Annotated in this window: 20 protein-coding genes and 1 other RNA gene; 13 read left to right on the top strand and 8 right to left on the bottom strand. The window is 56.3% G+C overall.

The features are described 5' to 3' along the window. Nucleotides 1–14 precede the first annotated feature (14 nt). Nucleotides 15–1316, top strand: coding sequence for an acetyl-CoA hydrolase/transferase family protein (locus AC6IY8_RS05910; RefSeq protein WP_497777805.1), 1302 nt, complete (start codon nucleotides 15–17; stop codon nucleotides 1314–1316). Between the two features lie 448 nt (nucleotides 1317–1764). Here the strand turns inward: AC6IY8_RS05910 and ffs are convergent. After that, nucleotides 1765–1862: signal recognition particle sRNA small type (ffs, locus tag AC6IY8_RS05905), an RNA gene on the bottom strand. Nucleotides 1863–1961: 99 nt separating this feature from the next. Here ffs and AC6IY8_RS05900 point away from each other — a divergent pair. Next, entirely contained in the window at nucleotides 1962–4175 is a 2214-nt protein-coding gene (locus AC6IY8_RS05900) for a transglutaminase TgpA family protein (RefSeq protein WP_497777804.1), read from the top strand. 163 nt (nucleotides 4176–4338) lie between these two features. On the opposite strand, the gene AC6IY8_RS05895 is transcribed toward AC6IY8_RS05900, so the two are convergent. After that, the gene (locus AC6IY8_RS05895; RefSeq protein ID WP_497777803.1) at nucleotides 4339–4575 is read right to left on the bottom strand and encodes a hypothetical protein; all 237 of its coding nucleotides are present in this window, start codon (nucleotides 4573–4575) and stop codon (nucleotides 4339–4341) included. 148 nt (nucleotides 4576–4723) lie between these two features. On the opposite strand from AC6IY8_RS05895, the gene AC6IY8_RS05890 reads away from it, so the two are divergent. After that, nucleotides 4724–6349, top strand: coding sequence for a hybrid sensor histidine kinase/response regulator (locus tag AC6IY8_RS05890; protein WP_497777802.1), 1626 nt, complete (start codon nucleotides 4724–4726; stop codon nucleotides 6347–6349). 217 nt (nucleotides 6350–6566) lie between these two features. Here the strand turns inward: AC6IY8_RS05890 and AC6IY8_RS05885 are convergent, their stop codons facing one another. After that, nucleotides 6567–7085: a DUF421 domain-containing protein gene (locus AC6IY8_RS05885; RefSeq protein ID WP_497777801.1), complete on the bottom strand. Its 519-nt coding sequence runs from the start codon at nucleotides 7083–7085 to the stop codon at nucleotides 6567–6569. A 57-nt stretch (nucleotides 7086–7142) separates the two neighbouring features. Beyond that, nucleotides 7143–7952: a hypothetical protein gene (locus tag AC6IY8_RS05880; RefSeq protein WP_497777799.1), complete on the bottom strand. Its 810-nt coding sequence runs from the start codon at nucleotides 7950–7952 to the stop codon at nucleotides 7143–7145. 340 nt (nucleotides 7953–8292) lie between these two features. On the opposite strand from AC6IY8_RS05880, the gene AC6IY8_RS05875 reads away from it, so the two are divergent. The 8 genes from AC6IY8_RS05875 (at nucleotide 8293) to AC6IY8_RS05840 (ending at nucleotide 19037) form a co-directional block, all read left to right on the top strand. After that, nucleotides 8293–8919, top strand: a complete 627-nt coding sequence (locus tag AC6IY8_RS05875; protein WP_497777798.1) for a hypothetical protein — start codon at nucleotides 8293–8295, stop codon at nucleotides 8917–8919. A 109-nt stretch (nucleotides 8920–9028) separates the two neighbouring features. Beyond that, nucleotides 9029–9742: a sortase gene (locus tag AC6IY8_RS05870; protein WP_497777796.1), complete on the top strand. Its 714-nt coding sequence runs from the start codon at nucleotides 9029–9031 to the stop codon at nucleotides 9740–9742. A gap of 49 nt (nucleotides 9743–9791) precedes the next feature. Continuing rightward, nucleotides 9792–10889, top strand: a complete 1098-nt coding sequence (gene thiO / locus AC6IY8_RS05865; RefSeq protein WP_497777795.1) for a glycine oxidase ThiO — start codon at nucleotides 9792–9794, stop codon at nucleotides 10887–10889. 102 nt (nucleotides 10890–10991) lie between these two features. Further along, nucleotides 10992–12365, top strand: coding sequence for a dipeptidase (locus tag AC6IY8_RS05860; protein ID WP_497777794.1), 1374 nt, complete (start codon nucleotides 10992–10994; stop codon nucleotides 12363–12365). 562 nt (nucleotides 12366–12927) lie between these two features. Continuing rightward, nucleotides 12928–16893: a chromosome segregation protein SMC gene (smc, locus tag AC6IY8_RS05855; RefSeq protein WP_497777793.1), complete on the top strand. Its 3966-nt coding sequence runs from the start codon at nucleotides 12928–12930 to the stop codon at nucleotides 16891–16893. Nucleotides 16894–17193: 300 nt separating this feature from the next. Continuing rightward, on the top strand, nucleotides 17194–18108 hold the full coding sequence (locus tag AC6IY8_RS05850) for a phosphoribosylaminoimidazolesuccinocarboxamide synthase (protein ID WP_497777792.1): 915 nt from the start codon (nucleotides 17194–17196) through the stop codon (nucleotides 18106–18108). Nucleotides 18109–18111: 3 nt separating this feature from the next. Continuing rightward, a complete protein-coding gene (locus AC6IY8_RS05845) occupies nucleotides 18112–18666 on the top strand; it encodes a CvpA family protein (protein WP_497777791.1) in 555 nt (184 codons plus the stop codon). Between the two features lie 92 nt (nucleotides 18667–18758). Next, the gene (locus AC6IY8_RS05840) at nucleotides 18759–19037 is read left to right on the top strand and encodes a helix-turn-helix domain-containing protein (RefSeq protein WP_497777789.1); all 279 of its coding nucleotides are present in this window, start codon (nucleotides 18759–18761) and stop codon (nucleotides 19035–19037) included. A 127-nt stretch (nucleotides 19038–19164) separates the two neighbouring features. Here AC6IY8_RS05840 and AC6IY8_RS05835 read toward each other — a convergent pair whose 3' ends face one another. Next, on the bottom strand, nucleotides 19165–20469 hold the full coding sequence (locus AC6IY8_RS05835; RefSeq protein WP_497777788.1) for a hypothetical protein: 1305 nt from the start codon (nucleotides 20467–20469) through the stop codon (nucleotides 19165–19167). Between the two features lie 299 nt (nucleotides 20470–20768). On the opposite strand from AC6IY8_RS05835, the gene AC6IY8_RS05830 reads away from it, so the two are divergent. Continuing rightward, complete coding sequence (locus AC6IY8_RS05830) at nucleotides 20769–21485, top strand: SDR family oxidoreductase (RefSeq protein ID WP_497777787.1); 717 nt, start codon at nucleotides 20769–20771, stop codon at nucleotides 21483–21485. A gap of 66 nt (nucleotides 21486–21551) precedes the next feature. Continuing rightward, complete coding sequence (locus AC6IY8_RS05825; protein ID WP_497777786.1) at nucleotides 21552–21965, top strand: response regulator; 414 nt, start codon at nucleotides 21552–21554, stop codon at nucleotides 21963–21965. A gap of 54 nt (nucleotides 21966–22019) precedes the next feature. On the opposite strand, the gene cydB is transcribed toward AC6IY8_RS05825, so the two are convergent. The 3 genes from cydB to AC6IY8_RS05810 are packed head-to-tail and all read right to left on the bottom strand — an operon-like array spanning nucleotide 22020 to nucleotide 25019. After that, nucleotides 22020–23066, bottom strand: a complete 1047-nt coding sequence (gene cydB, locus AC6IY8_RS05820) for a cytochrome d ubiquinol oxidase subunit II (RefSeq protein WP_497777784.1) — start codon at nucleotides 23064–23066, stop codon at nucleotides 22020–22022. Nucleotide 23067: 1 nt separating this feature from the next. Further along, on the bottom strand, nucleotides 23068–24444 hold the full coding sequence (locus AC6IY8_RS05815; protein ID WP_497777782.1) for a cytochrome ubiquinol oxidase subunit I: 1377 nt from the start codon (nucleotides 24442–24444) through the stop codon (nucleotides 23068–23070). Nucleotides 24445–24455: 11 nt separating this feature from the next. After that, a complete protein-coding gene (locus AC6IY8_RS05810; RefSeq protein ID WP_497777781.1) occupies nucleotides 24456–25019 on the bottom strand; it encodes an RrF2 family transcriptional regulator in 564 nt (187 codons plus the stop codon). Nucleotides 25020–25113: the final 94 nt, after the last annotated feature.

Genomic DNA, 25113 nt, shown 5'->3' with positions numbered 1-25113 from the left:
AAGAGGGGTCGAACTTGAAAAATTGGCGTACCACCTACAGCGATAAACTCGTTTCCGCCGAGTGTGCACTTCAGGCGGTCCAATCCGGAAACCGCGTCGTCCTCGGTCATGCTTGCAGTGAGCCGCCCTTGCTGGTTCGGACGCTCATATCCCGTGCGCCCGAGCTACGCAATGTTGAGATCTTCCACATGGTCGCCGCCGGTCCCGGAGCTTTCAATCATCCGGACATGCAAGCCAGTTTTCACTTCAACGGTCCCTTCCTCGGCGCGCCCAATCGCAAAGCCGTTCAGGAATCCCGCGCCACCTTCACGCCGTGTTTCTTTTCTGAGGTCCCCCGCCTGTTCAAGCAGGGCATCCTCCCCGTGGACGTCGCCCTCATCCAGGTCACACCGCCTGACGAGGAAGGCTATTGCAGTTACGGTCTCTCCGGCGACTACACACAGGCTGCGGCCGAGTCCGCCAAAATCGTCATCGCCGAGATGAACACCCGTCTTCCTCACACCGGAGGCGTAAAGATCCACATCGACTCACTCGACTACATCGTCGAGCACGACTCCGACATCAAGGAAATCCCCGCACCCGAGTTTGGAGAGATCGAACGCCTCATCGGCCAGCACGTAGCCTCGCTCGTCCCCGACGGCGCAACCCTCCAGCTCGGCATCGGAGGCATTCCCGAAGCCTGCCTCATGTCGCTCATCGACAAAAAAGAACTTGGCATTCACTCCGAAATGTTTTCCGACGGTGTCGTCGCTCTCGTCGAAGCAGGCGTGATCACCAACACCAGGAAGACGCTCAACCCCGGCAAGTTCATCGTCACTTTCCTCGTCGGCACCCGCAAGCTTTACAACTTCGTGCACAACAATCCCACCGTCGAAGTGCACCCCGTTGACTACACCAATGATCCCCACATCATCGGCCAGCACGACAACATGATCTCCATCAACTCCGCCTTGCAGGTCGATCTCTTCGGACAAGTTAACGCAGAGATGATCGGCAACGTGCAATACAGCGGCATCGGAGGCCAGGTTGATTTCGTTCGTGGCGCCAGCCGTTCCAAGGGCGGCAAGTCCATCATTGCCCTGCCCTCCACGGCCGCCGGAGGCACCATCTCACGCATCTGCCGCGAGCTCGATCCCGGCGCTGCGGTCTCCACCTCGCGCAATGACGTGCAGTACATTGTCACCGAACACGGCATCGCCGACCTGCGCGGAAAGACCCTGGAGCAGCGCGCAGAGGCCCTGATTGCCATTGCGCATCCGGCTTTCCGCGAAGCCCTGGCGGGCAACCGTGCCCTTGCCAGCGCCGCCAGTAGATAAGAGGGAGAATTAGGAGAGAAGTTCAGAACTGTGAATCGACTTTAACCACCAACACTCGCCAACCGTCCAGGCGAATGCTCGGTGACCCGGATCGGAGAGGCAGAAATGCCATCCACTCCGGTTTTTTCTGCTTCTTAAGTCTGACTTGAGCCGTGGCTATTGCAGAAAACCTACCGCGATAATTTCCAGATTGCTAATCCCAGCGCCACCCACGCTGCAAACGAAAACGGGATTGCCACTTTCAATCCTCGCAGGGCTGAACGCTCTGTACCGATTTCGCTACCCTTGGACTTAAGTGGAAGTGCTTTTGCGCGCATAATCATCATCCTCACACCAAGCATCTCGCAGCTCACGCGAGTTTTCGGCAGGAAAGGCATAGTACAACACCTTCCGATTACTAAAACGGAACAAGTTGCAAAATGAGTTTTCTTGGGGGAGAAGATAAAGCCGGACACCGGCGACTCACTGCGCACGAAACGACCCGTTACCGTTGCTTCCTTCCGGACCTGGCGGGGTTGGCGGGGTTTCATCGCGTAAGACCGATGTCCGACCAGACTCGATACTACCACGTTGCCTTGCTCGCTTCATCCCTGCCGTTGAGGAAAACTCGCCTGTGCTCTTCGCCCGCATCTATACTGAGGTCGGATGTCTACGGCTCTCCCATCCCGCCCCGCGCCACCCGAGATTGAGCGCCTGTTTCAAGCCTCTATCTTCCTGCTCGTGGTCACGGGATTCGCCGCCCTGGCCTCCACCGGAAAGCTCGATCTCTTTGGCGTCATCTTCGTCACAGGCGCGCTTCTCGTTCGCGCAACTCTGCTAGTCCTCAATCGCCGCATCGTCATTCCGCGCCAGATCACCTCTTGGCTTGCAGTCATCTACTTCCTTGTCTATTTCATAGACTTCCTGCTCATCTCGCACGACTTCCTTTCCCCCACCGTCCACCTCGTTCTCTTCGGCATGTGCGTCAAGCTCTTCGCCATCGAGCGTGACCGCGATTACGTCTATCTCGCCCTGCTGTCATTTCTCATGGTGTTGTCGGCGGCCATCCTCACCATTGACTCGGCATTCCTCGCCTCGTTTGGGCTTTTCGTCGTGCTTGCCGTGTTCTCGTTCATGGTCATGGAAATGCGCCGCTCCGCCGTGGCCGCTTCCAACTCCGCGGCTCTTGCCTTCCCTGGACTGCGCACCCGCCGTCGCACCGTATCGCCCATCCAGCGGCTCTCCGCCTCACTCGTGCGAACCACTGCCGTGATCGTTGTGGCAATGCTTGCTGTCTCGACGTTTGTCTTCTTCGCCATGCCCCGCATCAGCGGAGGCTATCTCTCGCGTTACGCGCAAAACGACGCCATCTCCACCGGCTTTTCTGACTCCGTAAATCTCGGAGAAATCGGACACATCCAGCAGTCCTCTTCCATCGTCGCCCACCTCCGCATCGACGGAGACACCACAGGCACCCATCAGATCCGTCTTCGCGGCACTGTCCTCACCAATTTCGACGGCAAGCGCTGGACCAACCCTCACGGCGGTCCTGATGTGATCTCGCCCGGCACGCAACTCTCCACCCGCACAGCCCAGCTCTCCCGCCGCGAAGAGTTGCGTGTCGCTCGCGGTGCACATCCCGACATGATTCGCTACCGCGTTCTCATGGAACCTGTGGGCACCAATGTCGTCTTCACCATTCCCATCGCGCAGGCTCTCATCGGAACCTTCCACCAGATCATCGTTGACGAAGACCAAGCTTTCCGCAGCTTCGACAGCGAGCGCACTCCTGGCGTTTATCAGGGGGTATCCGACGTCTCCGTTCCATCGCCCGACAAACTCGACGTCCCCTCTGCGCTCATGCCGGCGTCAATCTCCGGCCGCTACTACCAGCTACCGCCAAAGCTCGATCCCCGCATCCCCGAGCTCGCCCACAAACTGACGGATTTGGAGCCTACGCCCTACCGCCGCGCTCAGGCGATAGAAACCTACCTCACCACGCAATTCGGATACACGCTTCAACTGCCCTCGACGCCTCCCGCCGATCCCCTCGCCGATTTTTTGTTCCGACGTCGCCGCGGACATTGCGAGTACTTCGCATCCTCCATGGCAGTCATGCTCCGCACCATCGGCATACCGTCCCGCGTCGTCACAGGATTCCGCGGAGCGCAGTTCAACCAGCTCAACTCCACTTACATCATTCGCGCCAGTGAAGCTCACTCATGGGTCGAAGCCTACATCCCCGGGGCCGGATGGATGACCTTCGATCCCACGCCCGGCGGTGCCATCCCTCCCGCCGCAACCTTCTGGACGCGTCTCCAGCTCTACTTCGACGCCGCCGGAGAATTCTGGCGCGAATGGGTCGTCAACTACGACGCCGCGCACCAGCAGTCCCTCTCCATCGCGAGCGTGCATCACGCGCAACGCTTCATGGACAACGTACGCCACTGGTACGCCCGCCAATACCACCGCATGCTCCAGGCAGCGCGCAGGCTTCACAACCAGGCCACTCAGGATCCTCGCAGCCTCTTGCGCCCGGGACTGATCCTACTCGCCTTGGGTCTAGTGCTTCCCTCTCTCCTTGCAGCGCGCAATCTCGCTCGCTTCCTGCGTCGTCTCAAGTCGCGCAAGAATCCGAGTTCCGCCGCATCTCTGCTATACGTCCGCATGACTCACCACTTGGCCCGCCGAGGCTACACTCGCACCGCTGCTCAAACTCCTTCTGAGTTCGCAGCGTCCATCCCCGATCCTAGCCTCCGCGACTCTGTCCTGCGCTTCACCACGGCCTTCGAACACGCCCGCTACGGCGATTCACCCTCTGCCGCCGCCAACCTCCCCGCCCTCTACGACCAAGTCACCCAAGCCCTGACCCGCCGCTAATCGCTGTTCACCATGCCGCTTTTCGCGAATAGTCCTTGCCCGTGCTTCTTGAGGTGTCCTCCTGAGCCGAAGGCGAAGGATCCCAGCAGGCCTTCCAATCTTCGCCACCGACCCAGGTCACCCAGCATGAACCGGGTGCCTCATCCTAAACGCGCTTGCGAGTTTAGGATGAGGTAGTTGACCTTTCCTTTGCTTTTGCCTCTACCCTTGCCTTTGGCTTCTCATCCTTCGCCGAAGGCGAAGGCCCCACCTCCACCACGAGCAAAGCCCCCGCATCCCTTTTCTGCACTCTTCCCTCTTTCTTCCACCTACCGCACCGGTTCCCCAAATTCCCTTTCAGTCCACCAACCGATTCACCGTCTTCTCCATCAGCCAGCAACACGGCAAAGGTGAACCACATGGGCCCTGCAAGCAGATCTCTCCGCCAACTTTTGTTCCACCGCAATCCCCTGCCAACGTTTCTTTACAACTCCGATACCGGTCGTATTCGCGCCGCAAATCAATCAGCCATCGATCGCTACCGATACACAAGCCGCGAGTTTCACTCGATGACTATCCGCGAACTCTGCGCCCCAACGTCGAGCGCCGCCCATCGCACTCGCGATGGACGCGAGTTTCCTGTCGAGCTTCATTCTGTGCCAGTGCGCTCTCGCAATCGCCGCCTGAGTCTCATGTATGTGCTCGAACGCTCATCTTCCGACTTCGTCTGTTCTGAAGCCTTCTATCGCTCGCTCGTCGAGCATTGTCCTTACGGCATTGTGCAGACGAATCTTGCGACCAATCGGATCGAGCAGGTCAACCCCGTCGTTCTCTCCACACTTGGCTACAGCCGAGAAGAGCTGATGTCCATCTCCGTTCCAGATCTTTACGTCGATCCCGGTGATCGCAACCGGCTCCTAGAAGAGTTGCGCGCCATCGACCGTGTCAGCAATTTCGAAACGAACTTTCGCAAGAGGAATGGCGAGATCGTGCGTGTCTCCTATTCCGGATACTTGCGCACGCGTCCCGAAACTCAGCAGCAATACACACAGGGATATCTAGTTGACATTACTCAGCAGCGCGACCTGGCGGCCCAGATCAGCCATTCGCAGCGCATGGAAGCCGTCGGTCGACTCGCGGGCGGCGTCGCTCATGACTTCAACAACATCATGCAGGCCATCACGCTTTCCTGCGAAATGACCCTCCAAAGCCAGCTCTCGCCGGAAACAGCGCTCGCGCTCGATGACATCATGCAGCAGTCAGCACGCGCCGCCGACATCACGCGTCATCTGCTGGCCTTCAGTCGCAACCAAGTCCTTCGTCCGCGCCCCATTCACATCAATGACTGCGTTCGCAAGGCTCTCCCTGTCATCTCCCGCGTCCTCGGCCCCGGTATTAGCATTGCCCTTGAACTCAACGAGCAACTACTGCCCGTCTTGATGGATCCAGATCAACTGACCATTGTACTCACGCAACTCGCATCCAACGGCCGCGCCGCAATGCCCAATGGCGGGCAACTCAAGATTTCAACTGCTGCTTCCGCCCGAACCAACGGCCTGATAGACGCACCCTCCGCACTCCTCACCCTCACCGACACAGGCGTTGGCATGGATGAGCAAACCCTTGAGCGCATTTTCGAACCGTTCTTCTCAACCCATGAATCGGCGGAAGCATCCGGCCTCGGCCTCTCGACCGTTCACGGCATCATCTCGCAAAGCAACGGTCGCATCGAATGCGACTCTCGCCCCGGAGAGGGAGCCACGTTCCGCATCTATCTTCCCTTCGCCACGCCGCGACCCGCCCTTGCCCACAGCAAAACGCCCTTACTTCGTTGCCGCCGTCTCCTTCTCGCCGAAGACGAAACCTCCGTCAACGCATACCTCACCGAGATACTGAAACAGTCGAACTTTGCCGTCGACTCCTTCTCCAACGGAGAAGACGCCATGACTGCCTTCGCGCGCGAACCCCATGATCTCGTCATCACCGACATCGTCATGCCGCGCATGGACGGCATCGAACTCACACGCCGCCTTCGTCAGCTCAAACCAACACTTCCGGTGATTCTCATCTCCGGTTACAGTGAACAGGCGAACCTGCTTCAGCACCTCGATAGCAGCCAGATCGCCTATCTCCAGAAACCATTCCCAGCATCTCTGCTGATCGACACCATCGAGCAGCTACTCTCATCGGTGTAGGCGAGGTGAATTCTTGTCCGAAAGGGGGAGATGAACTGCAAAACGAACTAAGGGGAGTAACTCACTCGGTAACAGGAAGGAGGGTTACCGATCAGTTAATGCTGGTCGGCGCGATTATGGGATTTACCCCCGGGTTAACGCATCCCTCGTAAGTGCTTACGTTCCAGCAACCGTGTCCTTTTTACCCGGACAGTGTAGATTCGTCACAAAGTTTTCCTCAGTCGCGCTTAAGGAACCGCGTCCGATGGCGCGCCTTCACACCGGCTGGCACTTCATCCATCTTCAAAAAGCTCAGCGAGCCGTCCACTTCCAAAACGCCAACCGCCACTTCCCCAATGCTCCCAATGCCGTGTTCACGCAATGATCGCATTACTTCATCCACTGTCAGACGCTCTCGCTTCATGTTCTCTGGAATCAACTTTCCATCATGAATCAGCAGCGATGGCGATCCCTGAACAATCCTTCGGAACCCGCGATTTAAGCCGCTCAACTCCGCCACCACATAGTTCAACCCCAGCAAAACACACGCGGCCACGGCTCCTCCGGCCAGCGAAGTATCAGGGCCCGTCATCGCATTCTGCACGGAATTACTCAACAACAACAGCAGCGTCAAGTCGAATGGAGTCATCTGTCCGACTTCGCGTTTGCCCGTAAGACGCACTCCTACAAGCACCAGAATGTACACGGCGCCCGTGCGCGCCACGATCTGTAGAGCCGTCATCCATGTCGTCAGCATAGTTCTCCCTATATAGCAAAAGCCCGGCTCTGCCGGGCTTTCCGCCACACAATTCTTCTATTTCGGAGTCGCCAAATATCCAGATATCTGGTCTTTGCTCACCGTGAAGATCACGATTTCATAGAGTTGACGATCTCGTCCAGTGTAGAACTGCAGCGGCTCGCCGAGTGTACGGTCTTTCTTCTCGAACGTGTGATCATCCGCATAAACATAGAGGGTAAAGCGAGACTTCTTCGGATCGGCCTTCTTCAATTCCAGGCTCACGGTGGAGAGCGGAACGCGCTGTTTCTTGCGGAGCGTAAATTCAAAGTAGTTGCGGTCGCCCTTGTGTTTCAGGAACTCTAAATCATTCCGGTTTCTCGCAATCAACCCGCTATGTATGTTCAGATCGCCGATCGCCGTTTCGAGCTTTGCCTTCGTTGCTGCGAGATCCGTGCGCGTTGCTGCGATCTCGTTTTTCGCGCCTCCCAGATCGCTCTTTACCCCTGATACTGCGGAGTTTACGTCCTCAACTTCACGACTGGTGGCCTGCTGTGCGGCTGCGAGTTTCGCGGCTGAACGCTCCTGTTGCGCCTTCAACTCGGCAGTTTTCGCTGCGAGCTGCTCCTGCGTCATTCCGACCTTTGAACCTAGTGCCTCAATGCCCGCTTCAATGTTCTTATTCGTCAGGTGCAGCTTGTCTTCGATCACCTTTGTCTCTGCCGTCTGGCGCTCCGCGCTTGCCTCAAGGGTCTTCACGCGTCCTCGAAGATCAACGATCAGGTAAAGAGCGAATGCAAAAAGAAGGACAACCACCACGGCGCCAGCAATCAGGGGAACTGCGCTCGTTTGTTTTTCCACGTTCCTGATCTCGACGGCTTCGGACATTTGAGTGCTCCTGGATTTGTGCTTGCATTGATTGTTCCAGCGCACCTGCCCAGTGTCAACGCGAAACCTTAACACGTGAGTTTTGAACTAAGACAAAAAACATTCCAGAAAAGCTGGTCAGAACTGAACAGTTTGGCGTCTGCATTGCATCAACATGGAAAAGAAGAATTGCTTTACGGATCCAAATTGTTTCAAGTCGCAGGGCCTCTCAGGGCGAGAGTAACCAAAATGGAACTCCGAAACACTCGGAGGGCTTGGCAGCAAGAAAGGCAGCGGCGCACCTTTTTTGTGGAGTTGAATGCAGCAACTGACGCACCGCATACATACTCGGGGAGAGTACATGAGAAGGTTTCAACTGTTACTATCGCTGGCGCTCGTGGCTACGGTTCTAGGCATCGCTCAGGACCGATCAGCAAATCCAGCTCCGGCTACAAACCAAGCAGCCACGCCGGAGCTTGCAAATCCGCAGCCTCAGCCATCGATCAGAATACTCACTCCCGTTGCTGGAGAGACGCTTTCGTCCAATTTCGTGGATTTGCGTTTCGAACTTGTTCGACCTGCGCTGAATGATCAGCCGAATTTCATCATTCAACTGGACGCTTCTGATCCGGTCAACACAACGTCGAACAGCTACACGTTTCCCGAACTCCTGCCGGGTGTTCACAGTTTGCGAGTAACTCTGGTTGATGCGAATAACTCCCCTGTCCAGGGTGGAACCGCAACAGTGCAGTTCAAAGTTCCTGCGAACAATAACAATGCTCCTGCACGCACCGGTACTCCACGCGGAGCGAATCAGCATGCAACGCAGTCTGTTGCCGGCAACGCCCCAATGGCTCCGATTCCTCCCGAGTTGCGCCTGGATGGAGACACGAACCTCCCGCTCGCTGGAAGCCCCTTGCCGCTTCTTTCCATCATCGGGTTCGGATTGCTGATCGGTGGCGCTGCGCACACCATGCGCTCGCGGTAGAACTCGCAATCGGCGACACATTCCAATTCCGACCAGGGTTTCTGCCTTTTTTCGCAACATCTAATCGTCGTAGGGGTTTGGCATAGAATCGAACCCCTGCGAGTATCCATTGTCCCTGCATCCTCCATCACCGACTCACCGTTCGCGAATCGCGGCTGTACGCGAGTATCTTGCGCCGTTGCTTCTGTTCTCTGGTGTGGCGATTCTGGGGTATGTAGGCGTCCAATATGGCGTCATGGTGCTGGAGCAGCGTCATCTTCAAACACTCTGGAAAGAACAGCAATCTAGACCTGATCGAAGATCGTCGTACCGCGCGGCTACATCTCGGCGCGATAACAGCCTTTCCCGATTGACGATACCTGCGATTGATTTCTCCGCAGTCATCGTAGAGGGTACCGGCCCGATCTCGTTGATGCTTGGCCCGGGACATATGACCGGAACAGCGCTTCCAGGCGACGCAGGGAACGTAGTCATAAGTGCGCATCGCGAGATGTTCTTTCGCCGAATTGCAGAGCTGAAGCCGGGCGATCACATCTTGATTGAGCGCGATGGGCAAACGTTCGTGTACGCAGTGGATGAGTCAAAACTAGTCCGGCCTGCGGATGTCTCCGTCGCGGGGCCAACCAGCGACAACCGTTTGACGCTGATCACATGCGACCCTGCGTACTACGCTGGACCTGCTCCACAACGCCTGGTGATTGTGAGCAAACTGCTGAACACATCGCCAGCCGCACCTCTGCCGCATATTGAAATTACGAAACCTGATCGGGCGCGCACTCGTATCCGGCAGACTGCAGTAAAACCCAGGACGCACGAACCATAGCCTCTATCCTCGGGTCGCACACCGGCCGTCTTCTTATTACAATGTAGCTGTGCTGAAATCTTACGATGCCATCGTAATTGGCGCAGGGATCATTGGTCTCTCGCTCGCATGGGAGTTATCCCGCAAATCGCTGAAGGTACTTGTGCTCGAACGGCGCGAGCCGGGCCAAGAAGCTTCGCACGCGGGTGGCGGAATGATTGCTGATCTCGACCCCGTGCTTCCAGCGGAATTGCTGGAGCTTGCTCATCGCAGCGCTAAACTCTACCCACAGTTTGTAAGTGAATTGGAGTCCGAATCAGGACTCACGATCGACTTACGCAACGACGGCGTCATCGCATTCGAAGAACATCCGATTCCCGAGCAGGAAGGCATCCGCAAGCTAACACCAGAGCAGACTCTGGCACTCGAGCCCAAGTTGAGCCTTCCTCCTGATCCCGCATACTCCATGGACGAACGAGCTGTGGATCCTCGCGATGTAGTAGCGGCGCTGCGTTGCGCAGTACAGAAGCGTGGAGTGGAGATGGTCACGGGTGAAAGTGTCCAGCAAATCGAAGCGCAAAACCAACGAGTTGATGAAGTGCGTACGGATAAAGACAAGTACTCCGCAGCTATCGTTGTGAACTGCGCTGGCGCATGGGCTTCGCAGATTGCAGCACCCGGAGTCAAGCTACCTACGTCTCCCGTTAAGGGGCACATGGTTGCACTTGCATTTCCCGAAGAGCTGGCCTTGAATTCGACTGAACGCGAGGAACGCCGCGTGCTGCGACATGTGCTTCGCTCACGATGGTGTTACATCATTCCGCGAAGCAACGGACGCTATGTTGTAGGTAGCACAGTAGAGCCGGCGGGTTTTGATAAGTCGCTCAATGCATATCGCGTAAAACGATTGCAAACCGCCGCTGCACGACTTATACCCGAGTTTGCTGAAGCGAAGATCGCGGAAGCGTGGACCGGATTGCGCCCCGGAACTCCCGACAATTTGCCTTTGCTCGGTCCCACCGCCCTGCCTGGTTACTTCGCCGCAACGGGACATTATCGCGATGGAATTCTGCTCACACCGGTGACGGCTGAAGTAATTACATCAGTGATTCTGACAGGAACTTCGCCAGTGCCGCTGGAGCGATTTTCGCCATTGCGGTTCCAGTGATTTCGCTTATCGCGTTTCGCATGATTGTCGGTCCAAGTCGCACGGGAGTGCGATGCTATACTCTCCAGTTCGATTGACGTTCTTAGAAAGGACTTCCCTATCATGGCATCGCCTGCGATCTCATTCGCCAAGGAAAACGAAAAGCGCTTTCTCGAAGAGTTGAAAGACCTCCTTCGCATTCCCAGCATCAGCACTCTTCCGGAGCATCGGAGTGATATCGACAAGGCCGCCCAATTTGTTGCGGCAGAGTTGAAGCGCATCGGGGTTGAGAATGTGGAGGTGATCGAGACCGCTGGACATCCGCTCGTGTATGGCGATTGGCTTCACGCCGCAGGCAAGCCGACGGTGTTGCTCTACGCTCATTACGATGTGCAGCCCGCTGAACCGCTGGATGAATGGGTTTCGCCTCCGTTTGAGCCGACTGAGCGTAACGAAAATCTCTATGCACGCGGAGCGGTGGATGATAAAGGTCAGCTTTGGATGCAGATCAAAGCTCTCGAATCGCTATTTGCGGCAAGCGGCAAGCTGCCGGTAAATGTGCGAGTGCTGTTTGAAGGCGAGGAAGAAGTCGGCGGCGAAGCGATTGAGAAGTTTGTGCACGAGCATGGCGACCGGCTGAAATCAGATGTCGCGCTGATTTGCGACACGGAGTTGTTTGCGCACAACCTGCCTACACTATGCGTAGGACTGCGCGGAATGCTTTACACGGAGATCGAAGCGCGAGGTGCCGCCACAGACCTGCACTCGGGAGTGTATGGAGGCGCTGCTCCCAATCCGCTGTTTGCGTTGTGCGAGATCATCAGCAAGTTGAAGGATGAAAACGGTCGCATTCTGATTCCCGGCTTCTACGATGACTGGGTCGCACCGACCGATGACGAATTGAAAGCATGGAAATCGCTGCCCTTCGATGAGGAGCACTATCGCAAAACAGAAGTTGGTTCCGCCGAGTTGACAGGCGAGAAGGATTACTCGGTTCTCTATCGCACTTGGGCGCGCCCGACTCTTGAAGTTCACGGCATGCCTGGCGGCTTCACGGGAACAGGCGCGAAAACAGTGATCCCGGCTAAGGCTTCGGCCAAGATCTCCATGCGCATGGTGCCGAATCAGAATCCCGACGACATACTGGAGAAGTTCACGAAGTACGTGAACTCAATCAAGCCCAAAGGCATTCAGCTAAACATCAAGGTGCACTCAAAAGGCAAGGCCGTTGTGGTCAGCACGGACAACGACTACATCAAGGCCGCGAACAAGGCATTACATGAAGTCTTCCAGAAAGATACGGTGTACACGCGTTCGGGCGGTTCCATTCCTATCGTCGGACAATTCCGTAACGATCTGAAAATTCCGTCGGTGATGATGGGACTCGGCTTGCCCGATGACAACATTCATGCACCGAATGAGAAGTTCCACATTCCCAACTTCTACAAAGGGATTGAATCTATCGTTCGCTTCCTCTCCATCTTAGGCGAACAATAATCTAGGTAGTTCACTCGACGAGCCCGGTGAAATCCGGGCTTTTGAATTTCCAGCTTCTTGCGTTGTCTCCCCCCTCCACTTAAGCTGGAGGGGCTCGGTAGTTCTCCCGCGGTCCTATTTCCCACACACTTTTGTTGTGCGACGTGTTCTGTGCGAATCCCGTTCTGCACATGTAATTGTGCAGTGCTGGCGTATGTTGCTGCAATCCAGGTGCACATATGGGGTTTTTACACAGGCGTACACAACAAATGGGGTTTTGTCTCTTGACTCCCCCATTGGGCGCTCGGTAGAGTGGCATCAACTTGCGAGGCGGACCTCCCCGCTGAAAAGCCCGGAGGGTTCGGGACACCGAGTTACCAGCCACCACTCGCGCAGTGCCCAGAACGGCTCCGGAATGGGTCTCAGTTCCTCCGGATCGCAACAAGGGCACACGGGGCAGTTTCCAGCCGAAGCCGTCCCTACTACACCAGCAGACCGCCGATTTGCGGAGGCAGCATTTAGGCCAGGCGGCGAGCGCGAGAACAAGACCCGGAGGCGAGATCCGGGCGCAAGGAGTACACAGTTGCTGAAACTGAAAAAGCTTCAGATCCTGGGCTTCAAGTCCTTTTGCGACCGCACCGAATTGAGGTTCCCTGGTGACGGCATTGCAGCCATCGTCGGCCCCAACGGCTGCGGCAAATCAAACATTTCCGACGCTATCAGCTGGGTACTTGGCGAGCAGAGCGCAAAGAGCCTTCGCGGCGCGCACATGACGGACGTGATCTTTGCCGGCACGCGCGAACGCAAGCCCACAGGCATGGCTGAAGTGACCCTGCACCTGGTCGATCCGCAGGTGTACGAAGGCAAAATCGACGCGCCCGTAATTGATATTCAGGATGAAATGCCCGAGGACTGGGATGAGGCTTCGCTGCGCGCGCAACGCGAGCGCGATGTGGAGGAATACACCGACGAGGTGCGTCCCGGCCAAACGGATGAAATCGAAATTCCGGCAGCAGGCGCATCCGTCAACGATCTTTCCGCCGCCACTCCTGGCGCTGCACCCGCAGACAGCCAGGAGTCTTCTCTGTCGTCTTCCGCAGACGACGGAGCTTCCTCTGTGTCTCCGGAGGCTACGGCTTCCGGGGACCAAGGTAGTCAAGCTAGTGCTGCCGGCGGCACGCAAGTAGTGTTGAAGATTCGACGCCGCAAGTTCAAGACGACATTCAAGAAGGGCGAAATTGCTGTAACGCGTCGCCTGTTCCGCAGCGGCGAGAGCGAATACCTGCTCAACGGCAAGCTGTGCCGCCTGCGCGATATTCAGGACATCTTCATGGGAACGGGCCTTGGGCCAGAGTCCTACGCGCTGATTGAGCAGGGTCGCATCGGGCAAATTCTCAGCTCGAAGCCGACGGATCGCCGCAACATTATCGAAGAAGCCGCTGGCATCACTAAATTCAAAACACGTAAGCGGCTGGCTGAAGCGCGCCTCGCGGATGCGAAGCAGAACCTTGCCCGCATCAACGATATTTTCGACGAAGTGACGCGCCAGATGAATTCGCTGAAGCGCCAGGCTGCAAAAGCTGAACGCTATGCCAAGTTGCGTGATGAGATGCGTGGTCAACTGCGCATCGTCCTCGCCAGCCGCTTCACCGAACTCGAGGCACAGGCGAAGAAACTCGAAGCGGAACTGAACCAGCTCACAGAAGAGCTGCACTCCCGCAGCGAAGCCGTCCAGACGATGGATGCTGAGTTCGCAGAGCGCACGCAGCATGGATATGCTGTCGACTCCGAAGCGAAGCAAATGCGCGAGCGGTTGAACCAGGTGGGCCTCGAAATTGAGCGCGCGACAGCACGCCGTCGCAATAACGAGGAGCGCTGCGCTGAACTCACCGCGAGAGCTGCTGCTGCCGAAGCGGAAGCGAGCAGTGCGAGCGTTCAACTGCAGCGACTGGAAGATGAACTTTCCGCGAATCAGCAGGTGCTCGAGAGCGCGGCGGCCGATGTTGCCAATGCGCAGCAGGAGCGCAATCAGCGCCAAGCGGAGTCGCAACAAGCCGCGCAGCGCCTGATGGAAGTGGAACGCAGTCAGGAACAGCAGCGCCGTCAGATGTTTGACGCCATCAATGCAGCGTCTGCTGTACGTAATCGGATTACGCAAGCAGAAGAACGCATCGCTGCTCTGCAGCGTGAAACCGAACGGCTCCAACAGGAATTGAATTCCGCCAATCAGCAGGTTGAATCCTTCGGCGGACAGCGCGGGCAGATAAGCCTGGAGTTTGAGTCAGCGACGGAACGCTCGAAGGCAATTGCTGCACGGCTGACTGAAACTCGTACGCAGATTTCCGAGAAGCGTGCCGCTGAGGTGGAAGCAAAGAAGCAGTTGGATGCGATGCGTTCGGAGTCGGCAAAGCTGCAGGGCCGACGCGCATCGCTCGAAGCGGTGATCAAGGAACACGGCTTCTCCACGGAGTCGGTGCGCAAGCTGCTGCGCTCGGGTCAACTTAAGGGCGACAGCACTCCAGTTGGCGTTCTTGCAGACTTCATTGACGTCGAAGACAAGTACGAAGGCGTGGTGGACGAATTCCTGCGAGATGAATTGAACTTCATCGTGGTGAAATCGTGGAATGTGGCCAACGAAGGATTGAACCTTCTGCGCAGCGATGTTGAGGGGCGCGCGACATTCCTTGTGCATCCCGACGATTCGCAAGCGAAGTTCAGCTTCGTGTTCGATGAGAACATGCGGAGGCATTTGCGCGAGGACCGCGTGATTCCGCTAAAAGATTGTATCCGCGTGCCGGAGAACTTTGGCAGCTCCCTGGAAGTGATCTTGCCCAAGCTCGGCAATGGCTACATTGTCCCTGATGCAGAGACCGGACGTGCGCTCGCACTTGAAAATCCAGACGCGTTCTATCTCTCGTTGACTGGCGAATGTTTTCACAACGTGACCGTCACGGGCGGCAAGAAGCTGGCGGAAGGTCCGCTGCAAATGAAGCGCGAACTGCGCGAGGTGCAGCATCAGATCGAAGCCCTCGGACGCTCGCTCGCGGCGCAGGAACAAAAGGTCGCACTGCTGGGCAGTGAGATTCAGTCGCTCACATTGCTGCTCGATCAACTTGAGACCGAGCGCAGAGATTCCGAACAGAAGGTGATGACCAGCGGACACAGCCTGCGTCAACTCGAAAACGAGATGGCGCGGGTGCGCGATCGCATCACGGGATATGAGCGCGAACTGCAGCGCCTCGGCGGCGAACGCCAGAGCCGTGAGGCGTTCATCGACGAGCGTCGCCATGAGCTGGAGCAACAGGAAGAAAAGCGACTCCAGCTTGAGGCACAGATGAGTGCCGCACAAGAGCACGTAGCTGAGTTACGCATGGCCCGTGATGCAGCAGCCCAATCGGCGAGTGAAGTCATGGCACGCGTCGCAGGACTGGAAGAACGCCGTCGTGCCTCCGCCGCATCGCTGGCGCGAATTCAGTCGATGGTTGCGGAAGTGAATCAGCGCGTCAACTCCCTGCAGTCTCAACTGGAGGGCGCAGCCGCGGAGAAAGCTCAGCGCGAGCAGGAAAACGAACTGCTTGCATCGAAACTGATCGAGTGGCAAAGCGAACGCGAACAGGCCGAAACGAGAGAGAAGGAACTGGCGACCGAGAGCGAGCAGGTTCGCGCGCGCCTCGCTGAGATCGAGTTGGAGTTGAAGTCCGCTCGCGAAGAACTCGACCAAGTGCGCGATCGCCGTGGCGAACTGAGCGCACAAGCCGCAAAGACCGGCAGCGATATTGAGCATCTGGTTGAAACCTGCGTGCAGGAACTAAGCCAGACTCGCGAAGAACTCCTGACCGACCAGTCGTTGGTGCATCAGAGTGGTGACGAGCTGGTGGCCACCGAAGCATGCTATCGCGACATGCGTACTCGCCTCGAAGGCATGGGCCCGGTGAACATGATGGCGCTGGAAGAGTACACGGAAACCGCACAGCGCCACGAGTTCCTCGAGACCCAGCGTAAGGACTTGCTCGATTCGATCGAGAACACGCACAACACGATCAAGGAAATCGAGGAGATCTCGCGCGGCAAGTTCAACGAAGCCTTTGCGATCATCAATGCAAACTTCACCCGAACCTTTAAGAAGCTATTCGGTGGCGGAGAGGCATGGATGAAGCTGACGGACGAGGAGAACAGCGCGGAAAGCGGAATCGATATCGTTGCTTCACCTCCGGGCAAGAAACTGCAGAATGTGCTGCTGCTCTCGGGCGGGGAAAAGGCATTAACGGCATTGTCACTGCTGGTTGGCATCTTCCAATTCGCGCCGGCACCGTTCTGCATCCTCGACGAAGTAGATGCACCACTCGATGAAGCGAACGTGACGCGCTTCGGCGAACTGGTGCGTGAGATGAGCCTGGAAACGCAGTTCATCATCATCACTCACCACAAGAAGACGATGAGCATGGCTCCCGTTATGTACGGTGTAACAATGCAGGAACCCGGCGTTTCGCGGATTGTCAGCGTGCGTTTCGGAGCTGAGCAGGAGCAACCACAAGCCGCAACGGCATAGGTTCTTTCGGACTGATGAGCGCCAGTCCGCTCACACTCTCCCTACCCGTGATGTCGAGCTATTGCATGTTTAGCCGATGCGGTTGCGTCAAAGCGTGAGAATGTGGTTCAGCATTCGTAACAAATTTCGACGACAACGCCTAACGGCGATGCACGCTGACGCCCGCGTGTTTACTGACGTTGCGAAGATTCCTTCCGCCGGTCGTGTCAGCTAACTCCTTCAGAAATCAGCGACCGAAAAGCTACATTGACAAAATCGGCCCACTGTTTAGAATCGTTTCTCGAATCGTTCGAAACGACAGTGACTACTAAATCTACCGACAATATCCTTCTTCGGACCGACTTCCCTGACCTTGAACTTCATGCCAGCGGAAAGGTTCGCGACGTGTATCGTGTCGATAACGAGCGTCTGCTCTTCGTCGCCACGGACCGGATCTCTGCGTTTGATTATGTCCTTGCCTCGGGAATCCCTGAGAAAGGGCGAGTACTGACACAGCTCTCGTTGTTCTGGTTTGATTTCCTGAAGGACCTTGTTCCCAACCACCTGGTAACGGCCGACGTCGATCAATATCCGGAACCGCTAAAGAAGTACGAGCGCGAGTTGCGCGGAAGATCGATGCTGGTGGTGCGAGCTGATATGTATCCGGTGGAGTGTGTAGTCCGCGGATATCTCGTGGGCTCGGGCTGGAAAGAATATCAGCAGACAGGTGCCGTATGCGGGATACAACTGCCGAAGGGACTTCGTGAAAGCGATAAATTACCGGAGCCCATCTTCACTCCTGCAACGAAAGCCGCAAGCGGGCACGACGAAAATATTTCGTTTGACGAAATGGTGAAGCACGTCGGCTCTGCCGATAGCGAGACGCTACGCACGCTGAGCCTCTCGATCTACAAGAAGGCAGCCGACTACGCCGCGACAAAGGGCATCATTATCGCGGATACGAAGTTTGAATTCGGTCACACGGCGAATGGAATCATTCTGGCTGACGAAGTTCTGACCCCCGATTCGTCACGTTTCTGGCCTGCTGACAGCTATGCTCCAGGTAAGGCGCAACTGAGTTATGACAAGCAGTATGTGCGCGACTACCTGGAGGAGATCCGCTGGGAAAAGAAACCGCCAGCGCCGGCTCTGCCCGAACAAGTACAGAAGAACACCAGTGAAAAGTACGTGGAGGCCTATCGTCGTCTGACGGGCAAAGATCTGCCCCGAGGCTAAACGATGAACGGCTTGGATTGGCTGATCGCTGGAATCCTGGTGCTATCGGCAGTCCATGCCGCAGCGCAGGGGTTCGTGTTTGAACTGTTTTCGTTGGTCGGCACGGTCTTTGGATATCTGATCGCCGCCTGGGAATACCCCGTGGCGGCGAAATACATCGCGCCTTACGTCAAGAATGACGTGGTTGCAAGTGGCGCGGGATTTCTGTTGATATTCGTCGCCATCGTCATTCTGGCCGGAGTGGCGGGGCGAATAGCGCGATGGGCCACCCAGAGCGTGGGTCTTCGCTGGTTTGACCGACTGCTTGGTGGAGTGTTTGGGTTTGTGCGCGGTGCGCTGGTGGTTATGGTGCTGGTGATGGTAATGGCAAGCTTTCTGCCCTCCTCAACCGCACTGGCAAAATCCAGTTTTGCGCAATATTTTCTGGTCGCGGGGCGTGCGGCAATTTATGCCGGTCCTGGTGACTTTAAACACAAGTTTCGTGATGGTCTGAAGACGCTGGATCAAAAACGTGAAAACTCTGGCGATGCAGAGCACCACAAGGCCGACGTGTTGTAACGGCCCAATTCATTGAAGTATCAGTACCCGGCTGGCAAGGCCAGTCCTGAAGCAAATTTATATTCATAGATATTAGGAAAGAGAGGCCCTCGGTGAAGGACCAACTTGAGGCTCTTATATCGCAGATGTACCAGAGCGGCATCCTCTATTCAGAGGCGGTGCGTGAGTTTAGAAAGCGGTTCATTCTCACAGTGCTGGAGCAAAACAATGGGAACCAATGCAAGGCGGCTCGACAGCTTGGGATGCATCGCAATACTCTGAGCCGCACCATAGCCGAGCTCGAGCTCGACGTTCGTGCCGTACGCGCAGGTGCAAGGCGTCCGCCCAAGAGCGAGCGCCCAGTCGCGATGGAGAAGAAGGTAGCGCGTTAATAGCCATCATATCCAAGTACAACGGGCCGCTCTTTGGAGCGGCTCGAACATTTTGGGTAGGGATTTTCGAGGAGCAAGCAAAAAGGACGGCGAATGATCGCCGTCCTCTGTTTTCGAAGCGTGCTTCCTAGCGAGTCTTGCGCGCGCCTGCTGCGGGCTTTTTCGCTGTGCTGCCGGCCTCAGGCAATCCCTTCAGCACCTGGCCATCGGTAAAGGTCAGGTCGAAAGTATCTCCCTGCGCCGTGTACTGGCTGGGAACTCCCTGCACCACGACCTGCGTACCAGCTTTGGGGACACGAGTGGTTGGCAGCGGTTCCTTCAGTGTAAGAGTGATGTCAGCCTTCTTGGCCTCGATGTCATCCTGGCTACCGGCCAGCTTCAGCGAGTCACGTCCGCCGCCGATCACCACCGCAACAAGTTGCACTGGCTTGCCCTTGATGGCAGTCCACACCTGCTCACTCGCCTGCTGATTGCCGCTGGTCAGAATGAACTGCCACTCGGCAAATGAGAGCTTTTCCGGAGCGCTCTTCTTCAGCATGTCGGCGGCCTGATCGGCAGGCGACGGTGCCGGAGCAACCGTAAAGCCAGCGGGAATCATTGCCTCGGTCTTCGCGGTATTCAGCAGCGAGTCAAATCCAGCATCTCCGCCGTGATACCGGATGTACTGGTTCTTGGCGTAGGAGAGGAGCTGCGGATTATTAGAAAGTGCAGCGGCGCGTGAAATCCAGAACAGTCCATCGACCACTGGCGGTTTCGGGGAGAGATAGGACAAAGCCAGAAGATAGATGCTGTTGACATCGGTGGGCTGCGCGACAACGACTTCCTTCAGGTTCTGCTGCGCCGTGGGATAATCCTTGGCCTGCAGAGCAGCATGTCCGACCGATCCGAGGAAGATCACACGGAATGAGGTCTTCATCTGGTTCCACTGATCGTCGGTGTAGCCTTCAGGCTTGTTTGCACTCTGGAGAGCCTGCAACCCGCGGCTGCCAAGTTGTCCGGCTTCCTGCAGGGCAGTTGCGGCATCAGGGCCGCCGGCCTGAGCCTGGGCACGATCCAGATAGCTCAGCAGCGCGAGAGCCGTCAGATTGTTAGGATTCACCTGGAGCAAGCGCTGCGCAGCCGCCTTGATCTGAGGAGCATTGTTCATCTGCTGGTAGGTCTTGAGGAGAAGTTCCAGTCCGTCTTCCTTCATCACGGAATTTGGATAGGTCTGGAGGTAGCTCTCCATGAGCTGAGCCTTCTGTGCCGGATCCGTAGAGTTGACCGCGGCTACATATGCGTTGTACTCGTTAGGGTCTTGAATGACTTTCTTCTGCTGCTCTCCTGAAGCGGGTGCTCCCGGCGCAGGTTGCTGCTGTCCCGCAGGGGCGGCCTGCGCTTGCGCTGCCACGGTGGCGGCAGCAAGCAACAACACAATAAGGGACTTCTTCATTCTCTTGCTCCTTAAGAACTATGCGGAATCTGCGACAAACAACGACAGCCGCTCCGTAAGATGTACAAATGGCCGCTGCCGGATACAACAGAAGGCGGTATTCGCGTCAGCGTACTCATGCATTGCGCTGAGAACGCGATTATAGGGACGCATAGGCAGTTAAGGCAAGCATCCTAACAGCATAAGGTTCCGCCCGCGAGCACCTTGGATGCGAACAGCAGCCTTTCTGAACGCACCGCTACAAACGCCATTCAAAATACTAGTTTTCGATATCAGAAATCAGCAAGAGGAACTTCGAAATGACGGACTCAGACCAATCCCAAACCGCAGTGGTAACAGGTGGCAGCCGCGGCATCGGAGCAGGCATTGCGATAAGACTCGCAGAACTGGGTTTTACGACAGTCATACTGGGTCGCGACAAGCGAGCTCTGAAAACTGTTGCCGATCAGATCACCGCCACGGGAGGCCGTTGCCTCCAAGAAGTGTGCGACCTTGAGAGGCATGCGGACGTGGAACGAGTCGCACACGGAATCGAGGCCCAGCTCGGCACCCCGGAAGTTCTTGTGAATTGCGCCGGAGTCGGCCTGACCAACAGAAAGCTGCTGGACTGTACGGAAGAAGATTGGAGTCGCATCATGAACACCAATCTTCGGGCGGTGTTCTATACGGTCAAGGCTTTTGCTCCCGGAATGGTGAAACTAGGACGAGGCCACATCATCAATATCTCATCGATTGCTGGACGAAATCCGCTCCCGAATGGTGCGATCTACTCGGCGAGCAAGTGGGGGCTAAATGGACTGAGCTATTCGTTGGCGGAGGAATTGCGCTTATTCAATATCCGGGTCAGCGTAGTATCTCCTGGTTCGGTAAATACTGACTTCTCCGAGCATAAAGGGCGAGATATGGAGAAGATGCTAACCCCTGCTGACGTGGCACATGCGGTAGCAATGCTGGTATCTCAGCGGCCGGAATCTTTCGTTAGCGAGATAATTCTTCGTCCAACGCAGAAACCATAACAAGAAATTGGGGTTGGTAATAGAGTTTCACCCCAAGCTAATCGAATACCCGCTGGAACAATCACCGTGGAACAGAAAGCAATATTGCAACGCCAAACGATCCTATGTGTAGATGACGAGCCAATTGGATTGATGGTCAGGGCTAAGTTGCTCGAATTGGCAGGGTTCTCCGTGATCACCGGAGGCGACGGACCAACTGCGATTGAGCTCTTCCTCGCAAACGACGTCGATGCCGTCCTGCTCGACTACATGATGCCCGTAATGCACGGAGGAGAGGTGGCTCGAGCTCTCCGCAAGATCGATCCGAATAAGCCAATCATTATCCTATCGGCATACCTCAGCCTTCCGGAAGAAGTAACATCCAACGCCGACCTCTGTCTTGTGAAAGGGTTGCCTCCGGCCCAACTTGTAACGGAGATTCGCAAGGTGCTGGAAAAACAGAACACTGAGGAGGATCCAAAGCGAAGGCATTCCCTGTAACTAAAGGAAAGGCCGCCTATTGGAAGGCGGCCTTTGTAGTGGGAGATTCAGCTCTCAATCTCCGTACCCTGTGTGAGGTTCCACCACCACTTTTCCGCGAAACATCCGATACAGGAACACGAAGTATCCAATCGCGATGACGATACCGAAGAGCCACCAACGAAGCCCAATCTGCAGAGCATAGCTGGCGGTAATCGAATTCTGAATCGTAAGGCTGTACTGCGGATCAATGCCGGGAAGGATGACCGGGTACAGAGCGTACACGGCTCCAACCAGCATGAAAGCGAGGTACAGCGCGCCGGAAACGAATGCGGCGACCTCCTGACGACGCTTCTGAAATACGATGACCGCAACCAGGCTGGCGAAAACAAGTACCGGAATCGCGTAGCCGATGGGCAGTGCGTTGTAGTTGGCAACGAGGTTTGGATGGATTGAAAGCGTTGCGAACAGACTAAGCAGCGTGAGAACAATCAATACCGGAGTGAGCACGAGGGACGTCTTGCGGGCTCGCTCGTTCAGGACACCGTCTGTCTTGACCACGATGTAGTTGGCACCGTGAACGCAAAGCGCCACCAGGGCAACAACTCCTGAGAGCACGGTGTACCAGTCCAGGACGCCGGGGTTGGAACCAGCGCGCCAGTTGGTCCACAACGGCAGGAAGAAATAGTGATCTGCACCGAGGGGCAGGCCACGTACCACGTTGCCCAACGCCGCGCCGTAGAAGATTGCCAGCAGCAAGCTTCCGATGGAGAAGACAGCGTCGAAGAAGCTGGCCCAGATGCTGTCATTGATGTGGGCACGGAACTCAAGACCGATAGCACGCATCATCAGCAGCCACAAAACCATCATCAACGGAAGATAGAATCCACTGAAGCTTGAGGCGTAGAGCTGCGGAAACACAAAGTACAGGACGCCGCCAGTCGCCAGCAACCAAACTTCGTTGCCATCCCATACCGGGCCAATGGAACGCATGATCTTCCTGCGCTCTTCGTCGGTCCGGCCGAGAAACAGGTGGAGAGCACCGGCGCCGATGTCAAAGCCGTCCAGGATCACATAGCAGGCGAGCATGACGGAGATAATTGCAAACCAGAGAAATCCCATGTTAGTTCCTCCCCGCGATAGCGGCTTCTCCGCCCAGAACGCGAGCGGGTTCAACGGCCTCAACATGCTCCGGCCCATGAGCGATTTCCCTCTGCACAAGGAAGAGGAACAGAATCGCCAGCAACGTGTACATCCCGAGGAATCCGAGCAGAGTGAACCAGACATTCGAGGCCGAAACGGACTTCGAGAAGCCATCGATCGTACGCATCAAGCCGTAAACCAGGTATGGCTGGCGACCAATCTCAGCCGTCATCCAGCCGGCCGTATTGGCCACAAAAGGCAGCGGGAAACTGAGCATGACCACCCAGAGCAGCCACTTGGTTTCGTGCAGTTTTTTGCGCCACAACTGAATGCCCGAAAGCGCCATGATGGCCATGAAGATCGTTCCGAGACCAACCATGATGTGATAGGCGTAGTACAACAGCGGAATACTTGTGGGCCACTCAGATTCCGGAAACGCGCTCAGACCGCGCACCTTAGCGTTCCAATCGCGGCTCACAAGAAAGCTCAGCGCCTTGGGGACGACCAGAGGATTGTCAATCGTCTTCTTGTCTACATTGGGCTGGCCGAGGATGACGAGATCAGCTGTCTTGGTATCGAAGTGCGCTTCCATTGCAGCAAGCGAAGCTGGCTGGTATGTCGCCAGATTGCGTCCCTGACCATCGCCTGTGGGACCGATCACAAGGAGTGAGGAGATAATTCCACCGACAACGCCCACCCGAAGGAAGATTCTGCCCTGCTCGATATGCTTGAGGCTGAGGATGTAATAAGCGCCTACTGCGGCCATTACAAACGCACCGGTCACAGCGGCTCCCGCCATGTTATGCGCGTATTGCCAGATAGCCCAAGGATTCAAAACCAATCCCCAGAAGCTAGTCAGCGTCACGGCTCCATCATCAGTCGAACGGTATGCCACTGGATGCTGCATCCAGGCATCGGTCGCCACGATGAAGTAGCCGGAAAGCCACGAGCCAAGAAATACCGCCATGGCCGTGCACCAGTGAGCCACCTTGCTGAGGCGTTTTTCTCCGAAGAGGAAGAGACCCAGGAATGCAGACTCCAGAAAGAACGCAAACGTACCTTCCATGGCCAGCGTTTGTCCAATCACGCCGCCGGCGAACTTCGAGAAGTGCGACCAGTTCGTCCCGAACTGAAATTCCATTGGGATTCCAGTGACGACGCCGAAGACGAAGCTGATGCCGAAGATCTTGGCCCAGAAGCGTGCTGCTTTGTTGTACCGCTCATCGTTCTTCCACAGCCCGATGGTCTTGAGCACCACGACGAGCGGAGCCAGTCCCATCGTCAACTGAGGAAAGAGGTAATGGAATGTAACCGTGAATGCGAAATGTAGTCGATGTATCAATACGGCGGAGTCCATAGTCCACCCCACTAATTTTCTGTAATTTGGTTCTGGGTTGATGTACGCGCGGCTCCGAGCGAAGCCAATTGCGTGCGAAGTTTGGTTTTTGTCTGAGGCGACAGCTCAGGCCCACCTTCTGTCACCTGCGTGAGATTGGCACGGGTGTTGCACTCTGCCCCGGCAGAGCTCATGTCGGAGATTCTTGCTTGCTTCAAGACCGAGAGCATGGCCTCTTGCGCGCGAACCCAAACCCCGTGAGCCGCGCACTCGGTTTGACGACGGCACGAAACACCAGACGTCAAGCAAATATTCAAGGCGATTGGTCCGTCGATGCATTCAACAACGTCGAGCATGGAAGCCTCGGCACCACGCGCAGAAAGCGAGAATCCGCCTTCAACACCACGCCGAGTCTGAATCAGTCCTGCACGAGCGAGCGCCTGGAGAATCTTCGAAAGGAAGCTCTCCGGAGCGTCAGCCGCTTGGGCAAGTAATTTCTTGGAGACGACTGCGCCCTCTGGCTGGCTGACCAGGTGAATCATCACGCGAACGGCATAATCGGCGGCACGGGTAAGTTGCATAAATGAGTACGACAAAGTGGACCTTTTCTGTCCGCTTTAAAAATAGGGGCTGCAGCTCGCTTTTTCGGTGACGCGCTTCTCTTTTGCGTGTGACATCCGTCACACGCCG

The sequence above is a fragment of the Koromonas soli genome (genome assembly GCF_059726265.1).
The sequence above is the reverse complement of the archived record's forward strand: the minus strand, read 5'-3'. Positions and strand labels throughout refer to the sequence as shown.